We start from the raw sequence: 14,676 nt of genomic DNA, 5'->3' as shown, positions 1-14,676 counted from the left end.
TTGCAAGGGATGACACGCGCTTTGAAGGCTCTTGTGGCCGTGATTCTGGCCGGCCTGGTCCTGTCGGCCCCCGCCAGGGCCGACACCGTGGACGATCTGCGGCTGGCATTGGCGGAAATGCGGGACGAGAACTGGAACGAGGCCCTCAAGGTCGCCGGGCCGCGGGGGTCGGTGGCGCGCGACATCATCGTGTGGCACTGGCTGCGCAAGGGATTCGGAACTTCGGGCGATGTTCTGGTGTTCCTGGCCCGCCGCCCCGACTGGCCGGGCCTGGCCTGGCTGCGGCGCAAGAGCGAGCCCGCCTTCACCAATGCCGCCCCCGACCGGGTGCTGCAATTCTACCGCGAGAACCCACCGCAGACCGCCGAAGGTGCCTTGAACTACGCCGTCGCGTTGCTGTCCGAGGGCATGCGCGGCGATGCCGAGGCCAACCTGGTCATGGCCTGGCGCACCATGCCAATGGGCGCGGGATTGCAGAAGGACTATCTGGAGAATTTCGGCAAGCTGCTGAAACCGCATCACGAAGCCCGGCTGGACCGCATGTTGTGGGACGGCCACCTGGTCAGCGCGCGCCAGATGCTGCCGCTGGTCAGCGCGGACCAGCGCAAGCTGGCACAGGCCCGGATCGATCTGCGCAAGATGGCCCCCGGCGTGGACGCGCGAATCGCGGCCGTCCCGAAGACGCTCGTGAATTCGCCGGGGCTGGCCTTCGAGCGCTACGTCTGGCGCGACCGCAAGGAACTGGACGACAGCGCCATTGAATTGATGCTGGAACACTCGACCGGGCCGGACACCCTTGGTGAACCCGACAAATGGGCCGAGGGCCGCAGGCGGCTGGCCCGCCTGAAGATGCGAGAAGGCGATGCCGCGACAGCCTACAAGATCGCGGCGCAGCACCACATGACCCCGGATATGGGCTATGCCTATGCCGACCTGGAATGGCTGGCCGGCTATCTGGCCCTGCGCAAGCTGGGTGACCCGGCCACCGCGGCGCGGCATTTCGAACGGTTCTCGGATGCGGTGGCCTCGCCGATCTCGAAGGGCCGCGCGGGCTATTGGCTGGGCCGTGCCTACGAGGCGCTGGGCGACGCGGACAAGGCCTATGAGGCCTATGCGATGGGGGCAGGATACCAGACGTCCTTCTATGGCCTGCTTTCGGCCGAGCGGATCGGGCGGCCCTTCGACCCGGATCTGGCCCAGCCCCGGCGCGCGCCGCACTGGCGGCAGGCCGCGTTCACCAGATCGAGCGTGTTCGAGGCCGGTCTGCTGCTGCTCAAGGCCGGAGAGAGGGACCTGGCCGAACGGTTCCTGACCCATCTGGTCGAAAGCCTCGACGCCGAGCAGGCGGCGCAGCTGGGCGACATGGCCATCGAGATGGACGAGCCGCATCTTGCCGTTATGATCGCCAAGCGCGCGGCCCGGACGGGCCTTGTTCTGCCCGCCGCCTACTATCCGATGCATCCCGTGGCCGACATGGGCCTGCCCATGGCCAAGGAGATGGTTCTGGCCATCGCCCGGAGGGAAAGCGAGTTCGATCCGATCGTGATCAGCGGCGCGGGCGCGCGCGGGTTGATGCAGGTGATGCCGGCGACCGCCAAGACCGTCGCACGCGATCTGGGCGTTCTCGGCAAGCACAAGACGAACCGGCTGACCTCGGACTGGAAATACAACGCCCAGCTGGGCGCGAACTATCTGGCCAAGCTGGCGGCCGATCTGGATGGCAACGTGGTGATGATGGCCGCGGGCTACAATGCAGGCCCCGGGCGGCCGATCTCTTGGATGGACCGGTTCGGCGACCCGAGGGCCGGAGAGGTGGACATGATCGACTGGATCGAGCACATCCCCTTCAACGAAACCCGCAACTATGTCATGCGGGTGGCCGAAAGCCTGCCGGTCTATCGCGCAAGGCTGGGCAGGCCCGCGTTGCCGATTCCGTTTTCGCAGGAACTGGTCGGCTCAACCCTGCTGTCGTTCGCGCCATAGGGTGAACAGCCCCGCCGACACGATCAGAACGGTGCCGACGATGACCGCAAGCCGCAGGGTCTCGCCAAAGATCGTGATGGCCAGGATCGCGGTCCACATCAGGTGGAAATAGGCAAAGGGTTGCACGGCGCTGGCTTCGGCCATTTCGTAGCATTTGATCAGCAGCCAGTGGCCGGTGGCGCCGGTCACGCAGAGCAGCGCCATCCAGCCCCAGTCGCGGGGCACCATCGGCTCCCAGAACCACATGCCGATCGCCGTCATGCCCACCGCGCCGACGACCCCGGTCCAGAAAAAGCTGGTGGCGGTGCTGTCCTGCCGGGCCGCGTATCGGGTCAGCAGCCCGTAGAGGGCGAACATGAAGGCAGAGATCAGCGGGATGATGGCCCAGGGGTTGAACACGCCCATGCCCGGCTGAAGAATGATGAGAACCCCGATGCAGCCGACCCCGATCGCCGCCCAGCGCCGCCAGCCGACCTTTTCGCCCAGAACCGGCCCGCTCAGGGCAGCCACCAACAGCGGGTAGCAGATGAACACCGCCTGGCTTTCGATCAGCCCGAGAACGGTGAAGCCATAGACCGCGACGCAGATCTCTCCGGCCAGCAGCAGCCCCCGCAGGATCTGAAGCCCCGGCTGGCGCGTTCGGGCCGCCGCCGCAATCCCGCCCGAGGACCGCGCGGCCAGCGCGACGACGAAGGCGGCGAAGAACCAATAGCGGATCATCACCACCATGTAGGTGTTGTAGGTCCCGGCCAGATGGCGCGAGATGCCGTCCTGCAGCGCAAAGACGATGGTGGCACCGATCATCAGGGCGATGCCCGCCGGGATGTTGTTCTTTTGCGTCACGCTTTGCTGGCCCGTGTCATGTGTCTCTTGCGGCCGTAGCCGGGGGTGCGGGTGACGGTGAAACCGGCCTCTTCCAATCCCCGGCGAACAAAGCCTGCCGCGGTATAGGTAGCAGCCGTGCCGCCCGGTGCTGTGTGGTTTGCGACCTCGTGCAACAAATCCGACCCCCAAAGTTCCGGATTCTTCGCCGGAGAGAACCCGTCGAGAAACCAGGCATCTGCCTGCCCCTGCCATTGCGGAAGGGTTTCGCGCGCGTCGCCTTCGATCACTTCCAGCCGCAGGGTGCCCAGATCACAGGAGCCGCCGCGCCAGGCCGAGAGGAACCGCGCGCTCCAACCGGCCAGTTCGGGAAAGGCCTCGTGCGCGCGGGCCATGTCCTCGGCGGCCATCGGGAAGGCCTCGAAACTGGTGAAGGTCAGCGCGCCCTGTTGCCCCGATTTCTCCCATTCCGACCAGGCGGTCAGCATGTTGAGCCCGGTGCCGAACCCCAGTTCGGCGATGCGGAAACCGGGGGCAAAACGCGCCGGCAGATCGTTGCCCGCAAGGAAAACGTGCCGGGTCTCCTCCAGCCCGTTCTGGAGCGAGAAATAGGGATCGTCGAACCGCTCGGACACGGGCACGCGATCATCGGTCCATGTGAGTTTGGCACGCTGGTCTGCCATCGGGATTTCCTGTAGCTATGCGCGGCGACACTGAACAAGGATAAGGGGATTGGCAATGGTCGATGTGACGGTGCGCGGCGCGGGGATTTTCGGCCTCTCGATCGCCTGGACCTGCGCCCGGCGCGGCGCCAGGGTGCGCGTGATCGACCCCTTTGGCCCCGGCGCGGGGTCCAGCGGCGGGCTGGTCGGCGCCCTCGCCCCGCATGTGCCCGAGAACTGGAACGCCAAGAAGGCCTTTCAGTTCGAAAGCCTGATCATGGCCGAGGCGTTCTGGAAACAGGTCGAAGCGACCGGGGGCGTCTCGCCCGGCTATGGCCGTCTGGGCCGGCTGCAACCGATTGCCGACGCGCGGGCGCTGGAACTGGCCCGCCAGCGCGAGGAAACGGCACGCGAATTGTGGCAGGGCAAGGCCGAGTGGCGCGTGGTTCCTGAAGATGAGGTCGGCGCATGGTGCCCGCCCAGCGCCACCGGCCATGTCATCCATGACACGCTGAGCGCCCGGATGCACCCCCGCCGTGCCGGGGCGGCGCTGGTGGCCGCGCTGGCGGTGATGGGCGTCGAGGTGCAGGCCGAGGCCGAGCACGCGGGCCGCGTGGTCCATGCCACCGGCGTCGCGGGGCTCGAGGAGATCAGCCGCGCCCTGGGCCGGACCGTCGGGAACGGCGTCAAGGGCCAGTCCGCGCTGCTGCGCTTCGATGCCGGTGATGTGCCGCAGATCTTTGCCGACGCGGTTCACATCGTGCCGCATGCGGACGGGACGCTGGCGATCGGCTCGACCTCGGAACGCGACTATGACGACCCCACCAGCACGGACGCGGCCCTTGACGACGTCATCGACCGAGCGATGCGGGCGGTGCCGGTGCTGCACGGGGCCGAGGTGATCGAACGCTGGGCCGGGGTCCGCCCCCGCGCAAAAAGCCGGGCGCCGATGCTGGGCGCGCACCCCCTGCATCCGGGGCAGTTCATCGCCAATGGCGGGTTCAAGATCGGTTTCGGCATGGCCCCGAAAGTGGCCGAGGTGATGGCCGATCTGGTGCTTGAGGACCGCGACACCATCCCCGAGGACTTCCGCCCCGAGGCCTCACTCTGAGCGCGGCAGGGCGGTGGCGCGCATGCATTCGCGCCCGTCCGGGCCGCGCACCCAAAGGTCGTGACCGTTCCGGCACAGGGTCGCGGTTTCGAAATGCATCAGCGGCGAGGAGGCGCGGAAGGAGAACTCGGCCAGCGGCCCCAGCAGTTCTTCGGCCAGCAGCATCAGGTGCTGGGCCAGCAGCGGGCCATGCACCACCAGCCCGGAATAGCCTTCGACATTGCGGGCATAGTCCAGATCGTAGTGGATCCGGTGGCCGTTGAAGGTCAGCGCGGAATAGCGGAACAGCAGGGTGGAATCGAAGCCGACCTCGCGCCGGTCGGTCTCGTCGGTGCGCGCCATCGGCGGTTGCGGGCGCGGTCCATCCGCTGACGGGTCCTCGCGATAGACGAGATCCTGCCATTCGGTCAGGCGCAGCTGGCCCTCCTGCCAGATTTCATGCCGCAGCGTGACAAAGCCCAGCGGCCCGGTGCGGCCGGTCTTGGAGGTGGCGCTTTCCAGCTCGGACCGCCGTTCGGCCGGCACCCCGGCCCGGAGCGGTTCCGAAAACCGCAGCCGCCCGCCGGCCCACATCCGCCTCGGCAACCCCATGTCGGGGATCAGGCCGCCGCCCACCTTCGGATGACCGTCGCGGCCCAGCCCCTCGGGCGGGCGCGGGGCCCAGAAATAGAGTTGATGAAAGAAAGGCGGCAGTTCGGATCCGGCCGCGATGGTCGGCTCCTGCCCCATCGCCACCTGGAACGCGGCCGCGCGGGCCGGGTCCATCACGTCGCCTTGAATTTCGCAGGTCGCATCATCCGTCATGCCGCGGACTGTAGGCGCCGCCGGACCGGCGGACAAGACATGGCGGCCCGTCAGAACCCGGCCTCGGCACGCAGCTTCTGCATCAGGATGCGCAGGGTCTTTTCGTATTGCTCGCTGACCAGCCGCCCATGGGCGTCGAACTGGTTCGAGCTGTCGGCGACGTGAACCTCAGGCCCCTGCAGGATACGTGTGCGGAACGGCACCATGAAGGCCCGCAGGATCATCTGCGCCCGTTCCCCTCCGGCGCGACCCGCTGCGGCCGACATCACGGCGACGGGCTTGTCCATCCACGGCTTGCCCTCGGTCCGGCTGACCCAGTCGAGCGCGTTTTTCAGAACCCCCGAAGGCCCCTTGTTGTATTCGGGCGTCGAGATGATCACCGCGTCGGCCCGCGCGATCTGGTCGGCCAGTCTCTGCACCGCCTCCGGGATGCCCCGCGCATCTTCGTCATCGCCGTCATACAGCGGCAGGTGCAGATCGGCCTCGACGAAGGTGCTTGGCCCGAACAGCCGCGCCGCCTCGCGCATCAACATGCGATTGGTCGCGCCCTTGCGCAAAGAGCCGGACAGGCCAAGCAGGATCGGGTCGGACATGAGATAAAACCTCCGGAATACGTCTGTGGCCCAGTTAGCCCCAGATCGGGTGGAACGAAAACCCAGACACCGCACAATCGCTGTTCAGAAAAACAGGGCCACCGATGGCGGCCCTGCTCGGAAAGCCAGAATTCCGCCAATCAGGCGTTGCCGTTCGGCACGACCACGATCTCGACACGGCGGTTCTGCCGCTTGCCTTCCGGCGTCAGGTTCGAGGCGATCGGGTTGTTCTCGCCCTGACCGATGGTGGTGATCCGCGCATAGCTGACACCGCCGGCCTGCAGGATGTCGGCCACCGCGTTCGCACGGCGCTCGGACAGGCCCTGGTTGTAGGCCGCGTCGCCGTCGCTGTCGGTATGGCCGATGATCTGCACGTTCGAATTCGGGTAACGCACCAGGTTCTGCGCCACCTTTTCCAGATCCGAGCGCAGCGCCGGGCGCACGGTATAGCTGTCGGTGTCGAAGGTGATGTCATTGGGCACCGACACGATCAGCCGGTCGCCGGTATTGGTGATGGTGATGCCATCATTGGCCAGTTGCTGCCGCAGCTCGGCGGCCTGCTTGTCGAGCTGGTTGCCGATGGCCCCGCCTGCCGCCGCGCCGATCGCGGCGCCGGCCAGCGCGCCAAGGCCCGGATCCGAGTTGTTGGTCAGGGCGCCGACGCCGGCACCAAGGATGCCGCCGATCAGCGCGCCCTGCTTGGTGTTCTGATTGGGATCCGTCTGCGCGCCCAGCGTCGCGGGGTTGGTGCAGGCACTCAGGACCATGCCCGCGCAAAGCCCTGCGGCCAAAGCAAATCTCGAAACTTTCATGGTTGCACCTTCTGCTCAGAAACCCGTTTATCCGGGCTTGTTTCGTTTCTTCGCAGTTTATCACCGCTTGCACGGCCGCACTCAAGCAACAAAGCGGCGAGATCGGCGGCGAACCGCCAATACGAGGGCGGCACAAGGTCAGGTGTCGCTCCGCGCCGCCTCGTAGGCCAGCATGGCGCGTTTCACCGGCAGCCCCCAGTGGTAACCGCCAAGCCCGCCGGACTTGCGCAGCGCCCGGTGGCAGGGGATCAGCCAGCTGATCGGGTTGCGCCCCACCGCGGTGCCGACCGCGCGCACGGCACGGGGCTGACCGATGGCACCGGCGATCTCGGAATAGGTGGTGACATGCCCGGTGGGGATGTTCAGCAGCGCCTCCCACACCTTGATCTGCATCGGCGCCCCGATCAGGTAGAGCGGCGTCGGCTCGAGCCGGTTGCCGGCGCCAAAGGCGCTGAGAACCCAGGGGCGCAGGCGCATCGGGTCTTCGACGAACTCGGCCCTGGGCCAGCGCGACAGCAGGTCCTGCATCGCGGCCTCTTCGCCGGTTTCGGCGGCAAAGCCCATGCCGCAGATCCCCTTGTCGGTGCCCATGACCAATGCAGGCCCGAAGGGACTTTCGAACCAGCCCCAGTAGATGCGCAGCCCTTCGCCCTTGCGGGCATAGTCGCCGGGGCTCATCGCCTCCCAGCGGACGAACAGGTCGTGCAGGCGACCGGTGCCCGACAGGCCGACGCTGTGGGCCGTCTGCAGGGTGGTGAACCGCTCGCGCAGCAGGGCCTTGGCGTGGCCCAGCGTCAGGTATTGCTGATACCGCTTGGGAGACACCCCGGTCCAGCGCGAGAACAGGCGCTGGAAATGGCCGGGGCTCATGTTCATCTGGCGGGCCAGCTCCTCCAGAGACAGGGACTCGCCGCCTTGGTCGATCAGCTCGATCGCGCGCCGCATCACCTGGTAGTGGTAGCCGTCTTCGGTGTTCTGGACGTTCATGACTCACCTCTTCGCTTCGGGGTCAGGATAATCCGCCCGCCAGCCACGGGCGACCCGAAACCTGCGGTTTTGTACCGGCCCCGGACCGCGGACCTTCCGTTTTGTACTCATGCGTACCAAATCCGCGCTTGGGGCTTGTGCGGGGCCGTGGCGGGCGGCATTAAGGCCCGGATGGCAAAGCAACTCGACTACCACACGATCCGCGAGATCTTTACCCGCTTCCATGCCCACGACCCCGAACCCAAGGGCGAGCTGGAGCATGTGAACGCCTATACGCTGCTGGTGGCGGTGGCGCTGTCGGCGCAGGCGACCGATGCGGGGGTGAACAAGGCCACCCGCGCGCTGTTCCAGATCGCCGACACGCCGCAGAAGATGCTCGACCTCGGCGAAGAGGGGCTGACCCAGCACATCAAGACCATCGGCCTGTTCCGGCAGAAGGCAAAGAACGTCATCAAGATGTCGCGCATCCTGGTCGAGGAGTATGACGGCGAGGTGCCCAATTCCCGCGCGGCGCTGCAGTCGCTGCCGGGCGTCGGGCGCAAGACCGCCAACGTGGTGCTGAACATGTGGTGGCGGCACCCGGCGCAGGCGGTGGACACGCATATCTTCCGCGTCGGCAACCGCACCGGCATCTGCCCCGGCAAGGACGTGGACGCCGTGGAACGCGCCATCGAGGACAATGTTCCGGTCGATTTCCAGCTGCACGCCCATCACTGGCTGATCCTGCACGGCCGCTATCACTGCAAGGCGCGCAAGCCGATGTGCGCCACCTGCATCATCCGAGACCTGTGCCAATTCGAGGACAAGAACCTATGAAGACCTACCAGCTTGTCGGCATCGGCAATGCCGTCGTCGATGTCATCAGCACCTGCGACGACGATTTCCTCGAGATGATGGATATCGAGAAGGGCATCATGCAGCTGATCGAGCGCGACCGGGCCGAGCTGCTTTACGCCTCGATGGAGAACCGGATCCAGGCGCCCGGCGGCTCGGTCGCCAACACCATCGCCGGCGCCGGTGCGCTGGGGCTGGACGCGGCCTTCATCGGGCGGGTGCATGACGACCGGCTGGGGCATTTCTATGCCGACGCGATGAACGAGGACGGGGTGGACTTCGTCAACCCGCCGGTGCCGGATGGCGAGCTGCCGACCTCGCGCTCGATGATCTTCGTCTCGCCCGATGGCGAGCGGTCGATGAACACCTATCTGGGGATTTCCTCGGAACTGAGTTCGGCCGACGTGCCGAGCGAGGTGGCGGGCAACGCGCAGATCATGTTCCTCGAGGGGTATTTGTTCGACAAGGACAAGGGCAAGACCGCGTTCCTGGAGGCCGCGCGCGACTGCCGCAACGGGGGCGGCAAGACCGGCATCGCCATTTCCGACCCGTTCTGCGTCGAGCGTCACCGCGCCGATTTCCTGCTGCTGATCGAACACGAGCTGGATTTCGTGATCGGCAACGAGGCCGAGATCAAGTCGCTGTTCGAGACCGACGACCTGGAACAGGCGCTGCGGCGCACGGCGGCGATCTGCCCGCTGGTGGTCTGCACCCGCTCGGGCGACGGGGTGACGGTTCTGCATGACGGCATCCGCATCGACGTGCCGGTGGAAAAGGTCGTGCCGGTGGACGCCACCGGCGCGGGCGACCAGTTCGCCGCCGGGTTCCTGTTCGGCATGGCGACGGGCCGCGACATGGAGACCTGCGCCCGCATCGGCAACGTCTGCGCCCGCGAGGTGATCAGCCACATCGGCCCGCGGCCGGATACCAACGTGCTGGAGTTGTTGCGGGAGGAAGGGTTGGTTTGAAGTTCAGCAAGCCCTTTCTGAACGAAGCCCATCGTTGATTGCAATACGATTGATTTTCTCCGCCTGTGGTATGGTTGTTTGGCACGGGGGAGAACTTCAGATGTCCAAAACAGCACTGGTCACAGGGGCTTCAAGTGGAATCGGCCGGGGAGTGGCGATCAATCTTGCTGCGCAGGGTTGGCACGTACTCGCACATGGGCGGCGTGAAATCGAGCTTCGGGAAACGCTTGCCCAAATTAGGAAAGCCGGCGGGACCGGGGATTTCTTCACCGCTGAGATGGGCGATATGGAAGCCGTGGCGGCTCTTGCGGACTGGGCATTGTCTCAAGACCGCCTGGACGCGCTTGTGCATTGTGCAGCCAAATTTACCTACGGAGAAGTGTCCACGGAACGATTTGACGACTGGGACCAGTCCATTGATCAGGTGCTCCGAGCAACAATTCGGCTTACGGCGCATGTTTTGCCAGCCATTCGGGAATCGGAAGGGGCATTTGTCTATGTCTGCGGCCCGACATCATGGCTTGGGTGGAAGAATCACGCCATTCACTGCGCATTGAGACACGCTCAAGCCGGGTTCGCAAAGGCGCTTTTCGAAGATGTTCGTGAAAGCGGTGTCAGGGTAACGCTCGTTCATCCCGGCTTTGTAAACACACCCTCAGTCAACGATTCAGGCAAAGATCGCTCGCGTATGATCCAGCTTACCGATATCTCCAAGATGATTGTAACCGCAATCTCACTGCCGAATACGACTTGCGTAACCGAATTGACCCTGCGACCGCAGCGTTCACCCTATCTTTGACATACCGATGTCTTAATCGCGCCCGGCAAGGTCTCGTCCCAAATACCCCCGGAACGCCTCCATCACCCGCTCGTAAACCGCGCGCTTGAAGGGCACGATCTCGGCGATCAGGCGGTCGGGGTCCTGCCATTTCCAGCGGGTGAACTCGGGGTGGTCGGTCTCGATGTCGATCTGGTCGTCGGTCCCCAGAAAGCGCATCAGGAACCATTTCTGCGCCTGCCCGCGAAAGCAGCCCGTCCAGATGCAGGGCCCGAGGTCAGGCACCATCGCCCGTTGTATCCTGCGGCGGTGATATCCCCGCGGCGGTCAACTCTTTTTCCACAAGATCCGGCAGGTCCGTCGGCAAGGGTTCGGCGCAGAACAGTGCGTTGTGATACTCGGAAAACTCATATGGTTTCCCGTCTGCATACGCCAGGTCAGGCCCGAGTTCTCGGATACGGTAGTTCCTGTCGTCGATCTCGTAGACCCGGTCGTAGCCGAGGGTTTTCAGGGTCTCGTGGAAGTCGACCAGATTTTCGAGCGAGAGGATTTCGCACATCAGGACCGGTTTGTTCTTGCGGAGGAACTCGGCCCCGCCTTCAAAGACCGCCTGTTCGTGCCCCTCGACATCCAGCTTTGCCAGTGAACAGGGAAAACGCCCGTTCGACTCCCAATATTTGTCCAACGTGGTGACCGGCACTTCGAGCGTTTGCGCCCCCTTCAGGCTGACGCGCTCCTTGATGGCCTCGAGCGATGCACCCGTCCACAGCGGCCAGCGCTCGTTGAAATGCACCTCCATTTTTCCTTCGGCCCGGGAAAGTCCGATGTTGTTCACTGTGATGCGGTCGGACAGGCCGGATATCCGAGCGTTGGTCTGACCGCGCTTGGCGATCAGGGGCATGATCTCGAAATAGTGCACCTGCACAGCGGGGTCGGCAGACGCGGCGATCAGCGAGAACAGGCCGGTATGGCCGCCGAGGTCCATCACGTTCTCGGCGCCCTTGCTCAACAGCCCGAAGACGACCGTGGACAAAGTCTCGTAAGCGCCCTCGCCACAGTAGAAAAAATTCAACGACACGTTGTCGTCATTCTGCGAATACATCCAGAATTCCTTGACGCCGGGGACTTTCGCAAGCACCGGGCCGTGGTACGCGTGAGTACTCCGCAACTCCACCAGTTCCGGATCGGTTCCCTTGCGCATGCCGGGGGCGAAACCCGGCTTCAGGAAAGCCCGGGCTTCGAGCGCCGCGATGTTTGCGACGTCTCTTTCCGACAATGCCTTTTCAAGCTGTCTCTCCTCCACGGGCGCGGGCACCACTTGCGGCTTGACCGTCTCTGGCTGACCGGAGGGGCGGGCGGTTTCGGATGAAGGGGCGGATTGTGAGTGGGGTTTTGAAACAAGCAGTTTCCGAAGCTTTGAGAACATGAACACTTCCAAGTCAATGTGCGCGCCAGAAAGCGCTTTTGGGTCTCGAGTCTCGCTTTCCGAGACAGCAACAGTTAAGGCTCTAAACCCATAGTAGAACGGCGTGATTTTCGCAACTCACAGCTGCGTTGCTCGCTTTCTGCTCGGGGCCCCATTCTGATTGGATTTCTGCGACCCCTTGAACGATTTCGGAGGCCAACCCCTCACCCCAAATACCCCCCAAACGCCTCCATCACCCGCTCGTAAACCTCGCGCTTGAATGGCACGATCTCGGCGATCAGGCGGTCGGGGTCCTGCCATTTCCACCTTGTGAACTCGGGGTGGTCGGTCTCGATGTCGATCTGGTCGTCGGTCCCCAGGAACCGCATCAGGAACCATTTCTGCGCCTGCCCGCGAAAGCGGCCCTTCCAGATGTGGGGCACGATGTCATGCGGCAGGTCGTAGGGCAGCCAGCCCTCGGTCTCGGCCATGATTTCCACGAGGTCGGGGGTGACGCCGATTTCCTCCTGCAACTCGCGCAGGGCGGCCGCGCGCGGGGATTCGCCCTCGTCCACGCCGCCCTGGGGCATCTGCCAGGCGTCCTCGAACCGGTCGTTGCGCTGGCCGACGAAGATCTTGCCCCGATCGTTCATCAGCATCAGGCCGACGCAGGGGCGGTAGGGCAGCTTGGCGATCTGTTCGGGGGTCATGGGGGTCTCCGGGCTGGTGTCGCCCCATTCCTAATCGGTCGTGACGTCAGCGCAAGGGTCTGACGCCGCGTTCGGCGTGACATGACGTGCGCGTCAAGCAATGGTGCGCGCAAGCAAGGGAGATTCTGATGAACGATTACCCACACCTGCTGGCCCCGCTGGATCTGGGCTTTACCACGTTGAAGAACCGCGTCCTGATGGGCTCGATGCATACCGGGCTTGAGGAAACCGGCGACTGGAACCGGGTGGCCGAGTTCTATGCCGCCCGCGCGCGCGGTGGCGTGGCGCTGATGGTAACCGGCGGCATCGGGCCGAACCTCGAAGGCTCGGTCCTGCCGGGGGCGGCGATGATGACCAGCGACAAGGACGTGGCGAACCATTCGATCGTCACCGACCGGGTGCATCAGGCGGGCGGCAAGATCGCCATGCAGATCCTGCATGCGGGCCGCTATGCCTATGGCCCGAAATGCGTGGCGCCCAGCCCGATCAAGTCGCCGATCTCGCCCTGCCCGCCGACCGAGCTGGACGAGGAAGGCATCGAGAAGCAGATCAGCGACATCGTGAATGCCGCCGTGCTGGCCCGGAAGGCGGGCTATGACGGGGTCGAGATCATGGGGTCCGAGGGGTATTTCATCAACCAGTTCCTCGTGACCCATACCAACAAGCGCACCGACCGCTGGGGCGGGTCCTATGAGAACCGGATGCGCCTGCCGCTGGAAATCGTGCGCCGCACCCGCGAGGCGGTGGGCGAGGAGTTCATCATCATCTACCGGCTGTCGATGATCGACCTGGTGCCCAATGGTTCGACCTTCGAAGAGGTCGTGCAGCTGGCGCAGCGGATCGAAGAGGCCGGGGCCACGATCATCAACACCGGCATCGGCTGGCACGAGGCGCGGATTCCGACCATCGCCACCTCCGTGCCGCGCCGGGCCTTTGCCTGGGTGACGAAGAAACTGATGGGCAAGGTGGGGATTCCGGTCATCACCTCGAACCGGATCAACACGCCCGAAGTGGCCGAGCAGGTGCTGGCCGAGGGCTGTGCCGACATGGTCTCTCTGGCGCGGCCGATGCTGGCGGATGCGGATTTCGTGGCCAAGGCGATGGCAGGCGAGTCGGCCAGGATTGCGCCCTGCATCGCCTGCAACCAGGCCTGTCTGGACCACACCTTCAGCGGCAAGCTGACCTCATGCCTGGTGAACCCGCGCGCCTGCCACGAGACCGAGCTGGTGATCGAAAAGGCCGCCACGCCCAAGCGCGTGGCCATCGTGGGCGCGGGTCCGGCCGGCCTGTCCACCGCGATGACCGCCGCCCAGCGCGGCCATGACGTGACCGTGTTCGACAAGGCCGACGAGATCGGCGGCCAGCTTAACATGGCCAAGCAGGTGCCGGGCAAGGAAGAGTTCTGGGGGCTGGTGGACTGGTATCGCACCATGCTGGACGATCTGGGCGTCAAGGTCGAACTGGGCCGCGAAGTCGGCGCCGACGACCTGGCCGGGTTCGACGAGGTGGTGATCGCCACCGGCGTCAACCCGCGCGACCCGCAGATCCCGGGCGAGGACCGCGACAATGTCGTGAACTACATCGACGTGCTGCGCGACAAGGCCCCGGTGGGCAAATCGGTGGCCGTGATCGGCGCGGGCGGCATCGGCTTCGACGTGTCGGAATACCTGCTGGAAGAGGGCCATTCGCCCACCACCGACCTGCCCCTGTGGATGAAGGAATGGGGCGTCGCCGACCCTGAACAGCACCGCTCGGGCCTGGCGCCCGAGGGCCCGCAGCCCGAGGCGCCCCAGCGGCAGGTCACCCTGCTCCAGCGCAAGAAACAGGCGCATGGCAAGGGGCTGGGCAAGACCACCGGCTGGATCCACCGCGCGACGCTGAAGATGAAGGACGTGAACTTTGTCGGCGGCGTGAACTATGAGCGCATCGACGACGAGGGGCTGCATGTCTCGTTCGGAGAAGAGCGCGCCGACCCGACCGTCATCAAGGCCGATACGATCGTTCTGTGCGCCGGACAGGTGCCCGAGCGGTCGCTGGCCGATGCGCTGATCGAACGCGGGATCACCCCGCATGTGATCGGCGGCGCGGATGTGGCCGCGGAACTGGATGCCAAGCGGGCGATCAACCAGGGCACGCGGCTGGCCGCGGAACTGTAGGGGCATCGCCCTTTCCGACGCCGGCATGTCGCTTTTGGCCAAGCCCGCCGG

General features: G+C 65.2%; 14 protein-coding genes and 1 pseudogene. 6 read left to right on the top strand and 9 right to left on the bottom strand.

What is annotated here, in order from left to right:
- Positions 1-9: 9 nt before the first annotated feature.
- On the top strand, positions 10-1,983 hold the full coding sequence (locus AVO45_RS15240; RefSeq protein ID WP_068348528.1) for a lytic transglycosylase domain-containing protein: 1,974 nt from the start codon (positions 10-12) through the stop codon (positions 1,981-1,983).
- On the opposite strand, the gene AVO45_RS15235 is transcribed toward AVO45_RS15240, so the two are convergent.
- Positions 1,957-2,787 (bottom strand): DMT family transporter, encoded by an 831-nt coding sequence (locus AVO45_RS15235; protein ID WP_082688830.1) that lies wholly within the window; start codon positions 2,785-2,787, stop codon positions 1,957-1,959. The genes AVO45_RS15240 and AVO45_RS15235 overlap by 27 nt on opposite strands.
- Before the next feature lie 35 nt (positions 2,788-2,822).
- Entirely contained in the window at positions 2,823-3,488 is a 666-nt protein-coding gene (gene mnmC2, locus AVO45_RS15230; RefSeq protein WP_068348522.1) for a tRNA (5-methylaminomethyl-2-thiouridine)(34)-methyltransferase MnmC2, read from the bottom strand.
- A gap of 55 nt (positions 3,489-3,543) precedes the next feature.
- Between mnmC2 and AVO45_RS15225 the strand changes: the two genes are divergently transcribed.
- The gene (locus AVO45_RS15225) at positions 3,544-4,578 is read left to right on the top strand and encodes an NAD(P)/FAD-dependent oxidoreductase (RefSeq protein ID WP_068348519.1); all 1,035 of its coding nucleotides are present in this window, start codon (positions 3,544-3,546) and stop codon (positions 4,576-4,578) included.
- On the opposite strand, the gene AVO45_RS15220 is transcribed toward AVO45_RS15225, so the two are convergent.
- From AVO45_RS15220 to AVO45_RS15205, 4 genes are all read right to left on the bottom strand, one after another.
- Entirely contained in the window at positions 4,570-5,382 is an 813-nt protein-coding gene (locus tag AVO45_RS15220) for an HTD2 family dehydratase (RefSeq protein ID WP_068348516.1), read from the bottom strand. The genes AVO45_RS15225 and AVO45_RS15220 overlap by 9 nt on opposite strands.
- A 50-nt stretch (positions 5,383-5,432) precedes the next feature.
- Complete coding sequence (locus tag AVO45_RS15215) at positions 5,433-5,975, bottom strand: NADPH-dependent FMN reductase (protein ID WP_068348513.1); 543 nt, start codon at positions 5,973-5,975, stop codon at positions 5,433-5,435.
- A gap of 140 nt (positions 5,976-6,115) precedes the next feature.
- Positions 6,116-6,787 carry a YiaD family glycine zipper/OmpA-like lipoprotein gene (locus AVO45_RS15210; protein WP_068348509.1) on the bottom strand — a complete coding sequence of 224 codons (672 nt, stop codon included), beginning with the start codon at positions 6,785-6,787 and terminating at the stop codon, positions 6,116-6,118.
- 138 nt (positions 6,788-6,925) lie between these two features.
- Positions 6,926-7,774, bottom strand: coding sequence for a bifunctional helix-turn-helix domain-containing protein/methylated-DNA--[protein]-cysteine S-methyltransferase (locus AVO45_RS15205; RefSeq protein ID WP_068348506.1), 849 nt, complete (start codon positions 7,772-7,774; stop codon positions 6,926-6,928).
- Between the two features lie 171 nt (positions 7,775-7,945).
- Here AVO45_RS15205 and nth point away from each other — a divergent pair, with 171 nt between their 5' ends.
- The 3 genes from nth (at position 7,946) to AVO45_RS15190 (ending at position 10,375) form a co-directional block, all read left to right on the top strand.
- Complete coding sequence (gene nth / locus AVO45_RS15200) at positions 7,946-8,590, top strand: endonuclease III (RefSeq protein ID WP_068348504.1); 645 nt, start codon at positions 7,946-7,948, stop codon at positions 8,588-8,590.
- The gene (locus AVO45_RS15195) at positions 8,587-9,576 is read left to right on the top strand and encodes an adenosine kinase (RefSeq protein ID WP_068348501.1); all 990 of its coding nucleotides are present in this window, start codon (positions 8,587-8,589) and stop codon (positions 9,574-9,576) included. Before nth ends, AVO45_RS15195 begins: the two co-directional genes overlap by 4 nt.
- 100 nt (positions 9,577-9,676) lie before the next feature.
- Complete coding sequence (locus AVO45_RS15190) at positions 9,677-10,375, top strand: SDR family NAD(P)-dependent oxidoreductase (RefSeq protein WP_068348498.1); 699 nt, start codon at positions 9,677-9,679, stop codon at positions 10,373-10,375.
- A 12-nt stretch (positions 10,376-10,387) separates the two neighbouring features.
- On the opposite strand, the pseudogene AVO45_RS15185 reads toward AVO45_RS15190, so the two are convergent.
- From AVO45_RS15185 to AVO45_RS15175, 3 genes and pseudogenes are all read right to left on the bottom strand, one after another.
- Positions 10,388-10,633: pseudogene (locus AVO45_RS15185) on the bottom strand (NUDIX hydrolase); the annotation flags it as partial.
- Positions 10,632-11,339 carry an FkbM family methyltransferase gene (locus AVO45_RS15180; protein ID WP_240482155.1) on the bottom strand — a complete coding sequence of 236 codons (708 nt, stop codon included), beginning with the start codon at positions 11,337-11,339 and terminating at the stop codon, positions 10,632-10,634. The pseudogene AVO45_RS15185 and the gene AVO45_RS15180, both read right to left, overlap by 2 nt.
- 644 nt (positions 11,340-11,983) lie before the next feature.
- The gene (locus AVO45_RS15175; RefSeq protein ID WP_068348491.1) at positions 11,984-12,469 is read right to left on the bottom strand and encodes an RNA pyrophosphohydrolase; all 486 of its coding nucleotides are present in this window, start codon (positions 12,467-12,469) and stop codon (positions 11,984-11,986) included.
- 128 nt (positions 12,470-12,597) lie between these two features.
- Between AVO45_RS15175 and AVO45_RS15170 the strand changes: the two genes are divergently transcribed.
- Positions 12,598-14,625 (top strand): NADPH-dependent 2,4-dienoyl-CoA reductase, encoded by a 2,028-nt coding sequence (locus AVO45_RS15170; RefSeq protein ID WP_068348488.1) that lies wholly within the window; start codon positions 12,598-12,600, stop codon positions 14,623-14,625.
- Positions 14,626-14,676: the final 51 nt, after the last annotated feature.

The sequence above is a fragment of the Ruegeria marisrubri genome (assembly GCF_001507595.1).
Classification (GTDB): Bacteria; Pseudomonadota; Alphaproteobacteria; order Rhodobacterales; family Rhodobacteraceae; genus Ruegeria; species Ruegeria marisrubri.
The sequence above is the reverse complement of the archived record's forward strand: the minus strand, read 5'-3'. Positions and strand labels throughout refer to the sequence as shown.

Coding starts and splice junctions, on each gene's coding strand:
- AVO45_RS15210 (WP_068348509.1), bottom strand. CDS start 6,787: ATGAAAGTTTCGAGATTTGCTTTGGCCGCAGGGCTTTGCGCGGGCATG.
- AVO45_RS15195 (WP_068348501.1), top strand. CDS start 8,587: ATGAAGACCTACCAGCTTGTCGGCATCGGCAATGCCGTCGTCGATGTC.
- AVO45_RS15190 (WP_068348498.1), top strand. CDS start 9,677: ATGTCCAAAACAGCACTGGTCACAGGGGCTTCAAGTGGAATCGGCCGG.
- AVO45_RS15170 (WP_068348488.1), top strand. CDS start 12,598: ATGAACGATTACCCACACCTGCTGGCCCCGCTGGATCTGGGCTTTACC.
- AVO45_RS15225 (WP_068348519.1), top strand. CDS start 3,544: ATGGTCGATGTGACGGTGCGCGGCGCGGGGATTTTCGGCCTCTCGATC.
- AVO45_RS15205 (WP_068348506.1), bottom strand. CDS start 7,774: ATGAACGTCCAGAACACCGAAGACGGCTACCACTACCAGGTGATGCGG.
- AVO45_RS15235 (WP_082688830.1), bottom strand. CDS start 2,787: ATGATCGGTGCCACCATCGTCTTTGCGCTGCAGGACGGCATCTCGCGC.
- nth (WP_068348504.1), top strand. CDS start 7,946: ATGGCAAAGCAACTCGACTACCACACGATCCGCGAGATCTTTACCCGC.
- mnmC2 (WP_068348522.1), bottom strand. CDS start 3,488: ATGGCAGACCAGCGTGCCAAACTCACATGGACCGATGATCGCGTGCCC.
- AVO45_RS15175 (WP_068348491.1), bottom strand. CDS start 12,469: ATGACCCCCGAACAGATCGCCAAGCTGCCCTACCGCCCCTGCGTCGGC.
- AVO45_RS15240 (WP_068348528.1), top strand. CDS start 10: ATGACACGCGCTTTGAAGGCTCTTGTGGCCGTGATTCTGGCCGGCCTG.
- AVO45_RS15180 (WP_240482155.1), bottom strand. CDS start 11,339: ATGGACCTCGGCGGCCATACCGGCCTGTTCTCGCTGATCGCCGCGTCT.
- AVO45_RS15220 (WP_068348516.1), bottom strand. CDS start 5,382: ATGACGGATGATGCGACCTGCGAAATTCAAGGCGACGTGATGGACCCG.
- AVO45_RS15215 (WP_068348513.1), bottom strand. CDS start 5,975: ATGTCCGACCCGATCCTGCTTGGCCTGTCCGGCTCTTTGCGCAAGGGC.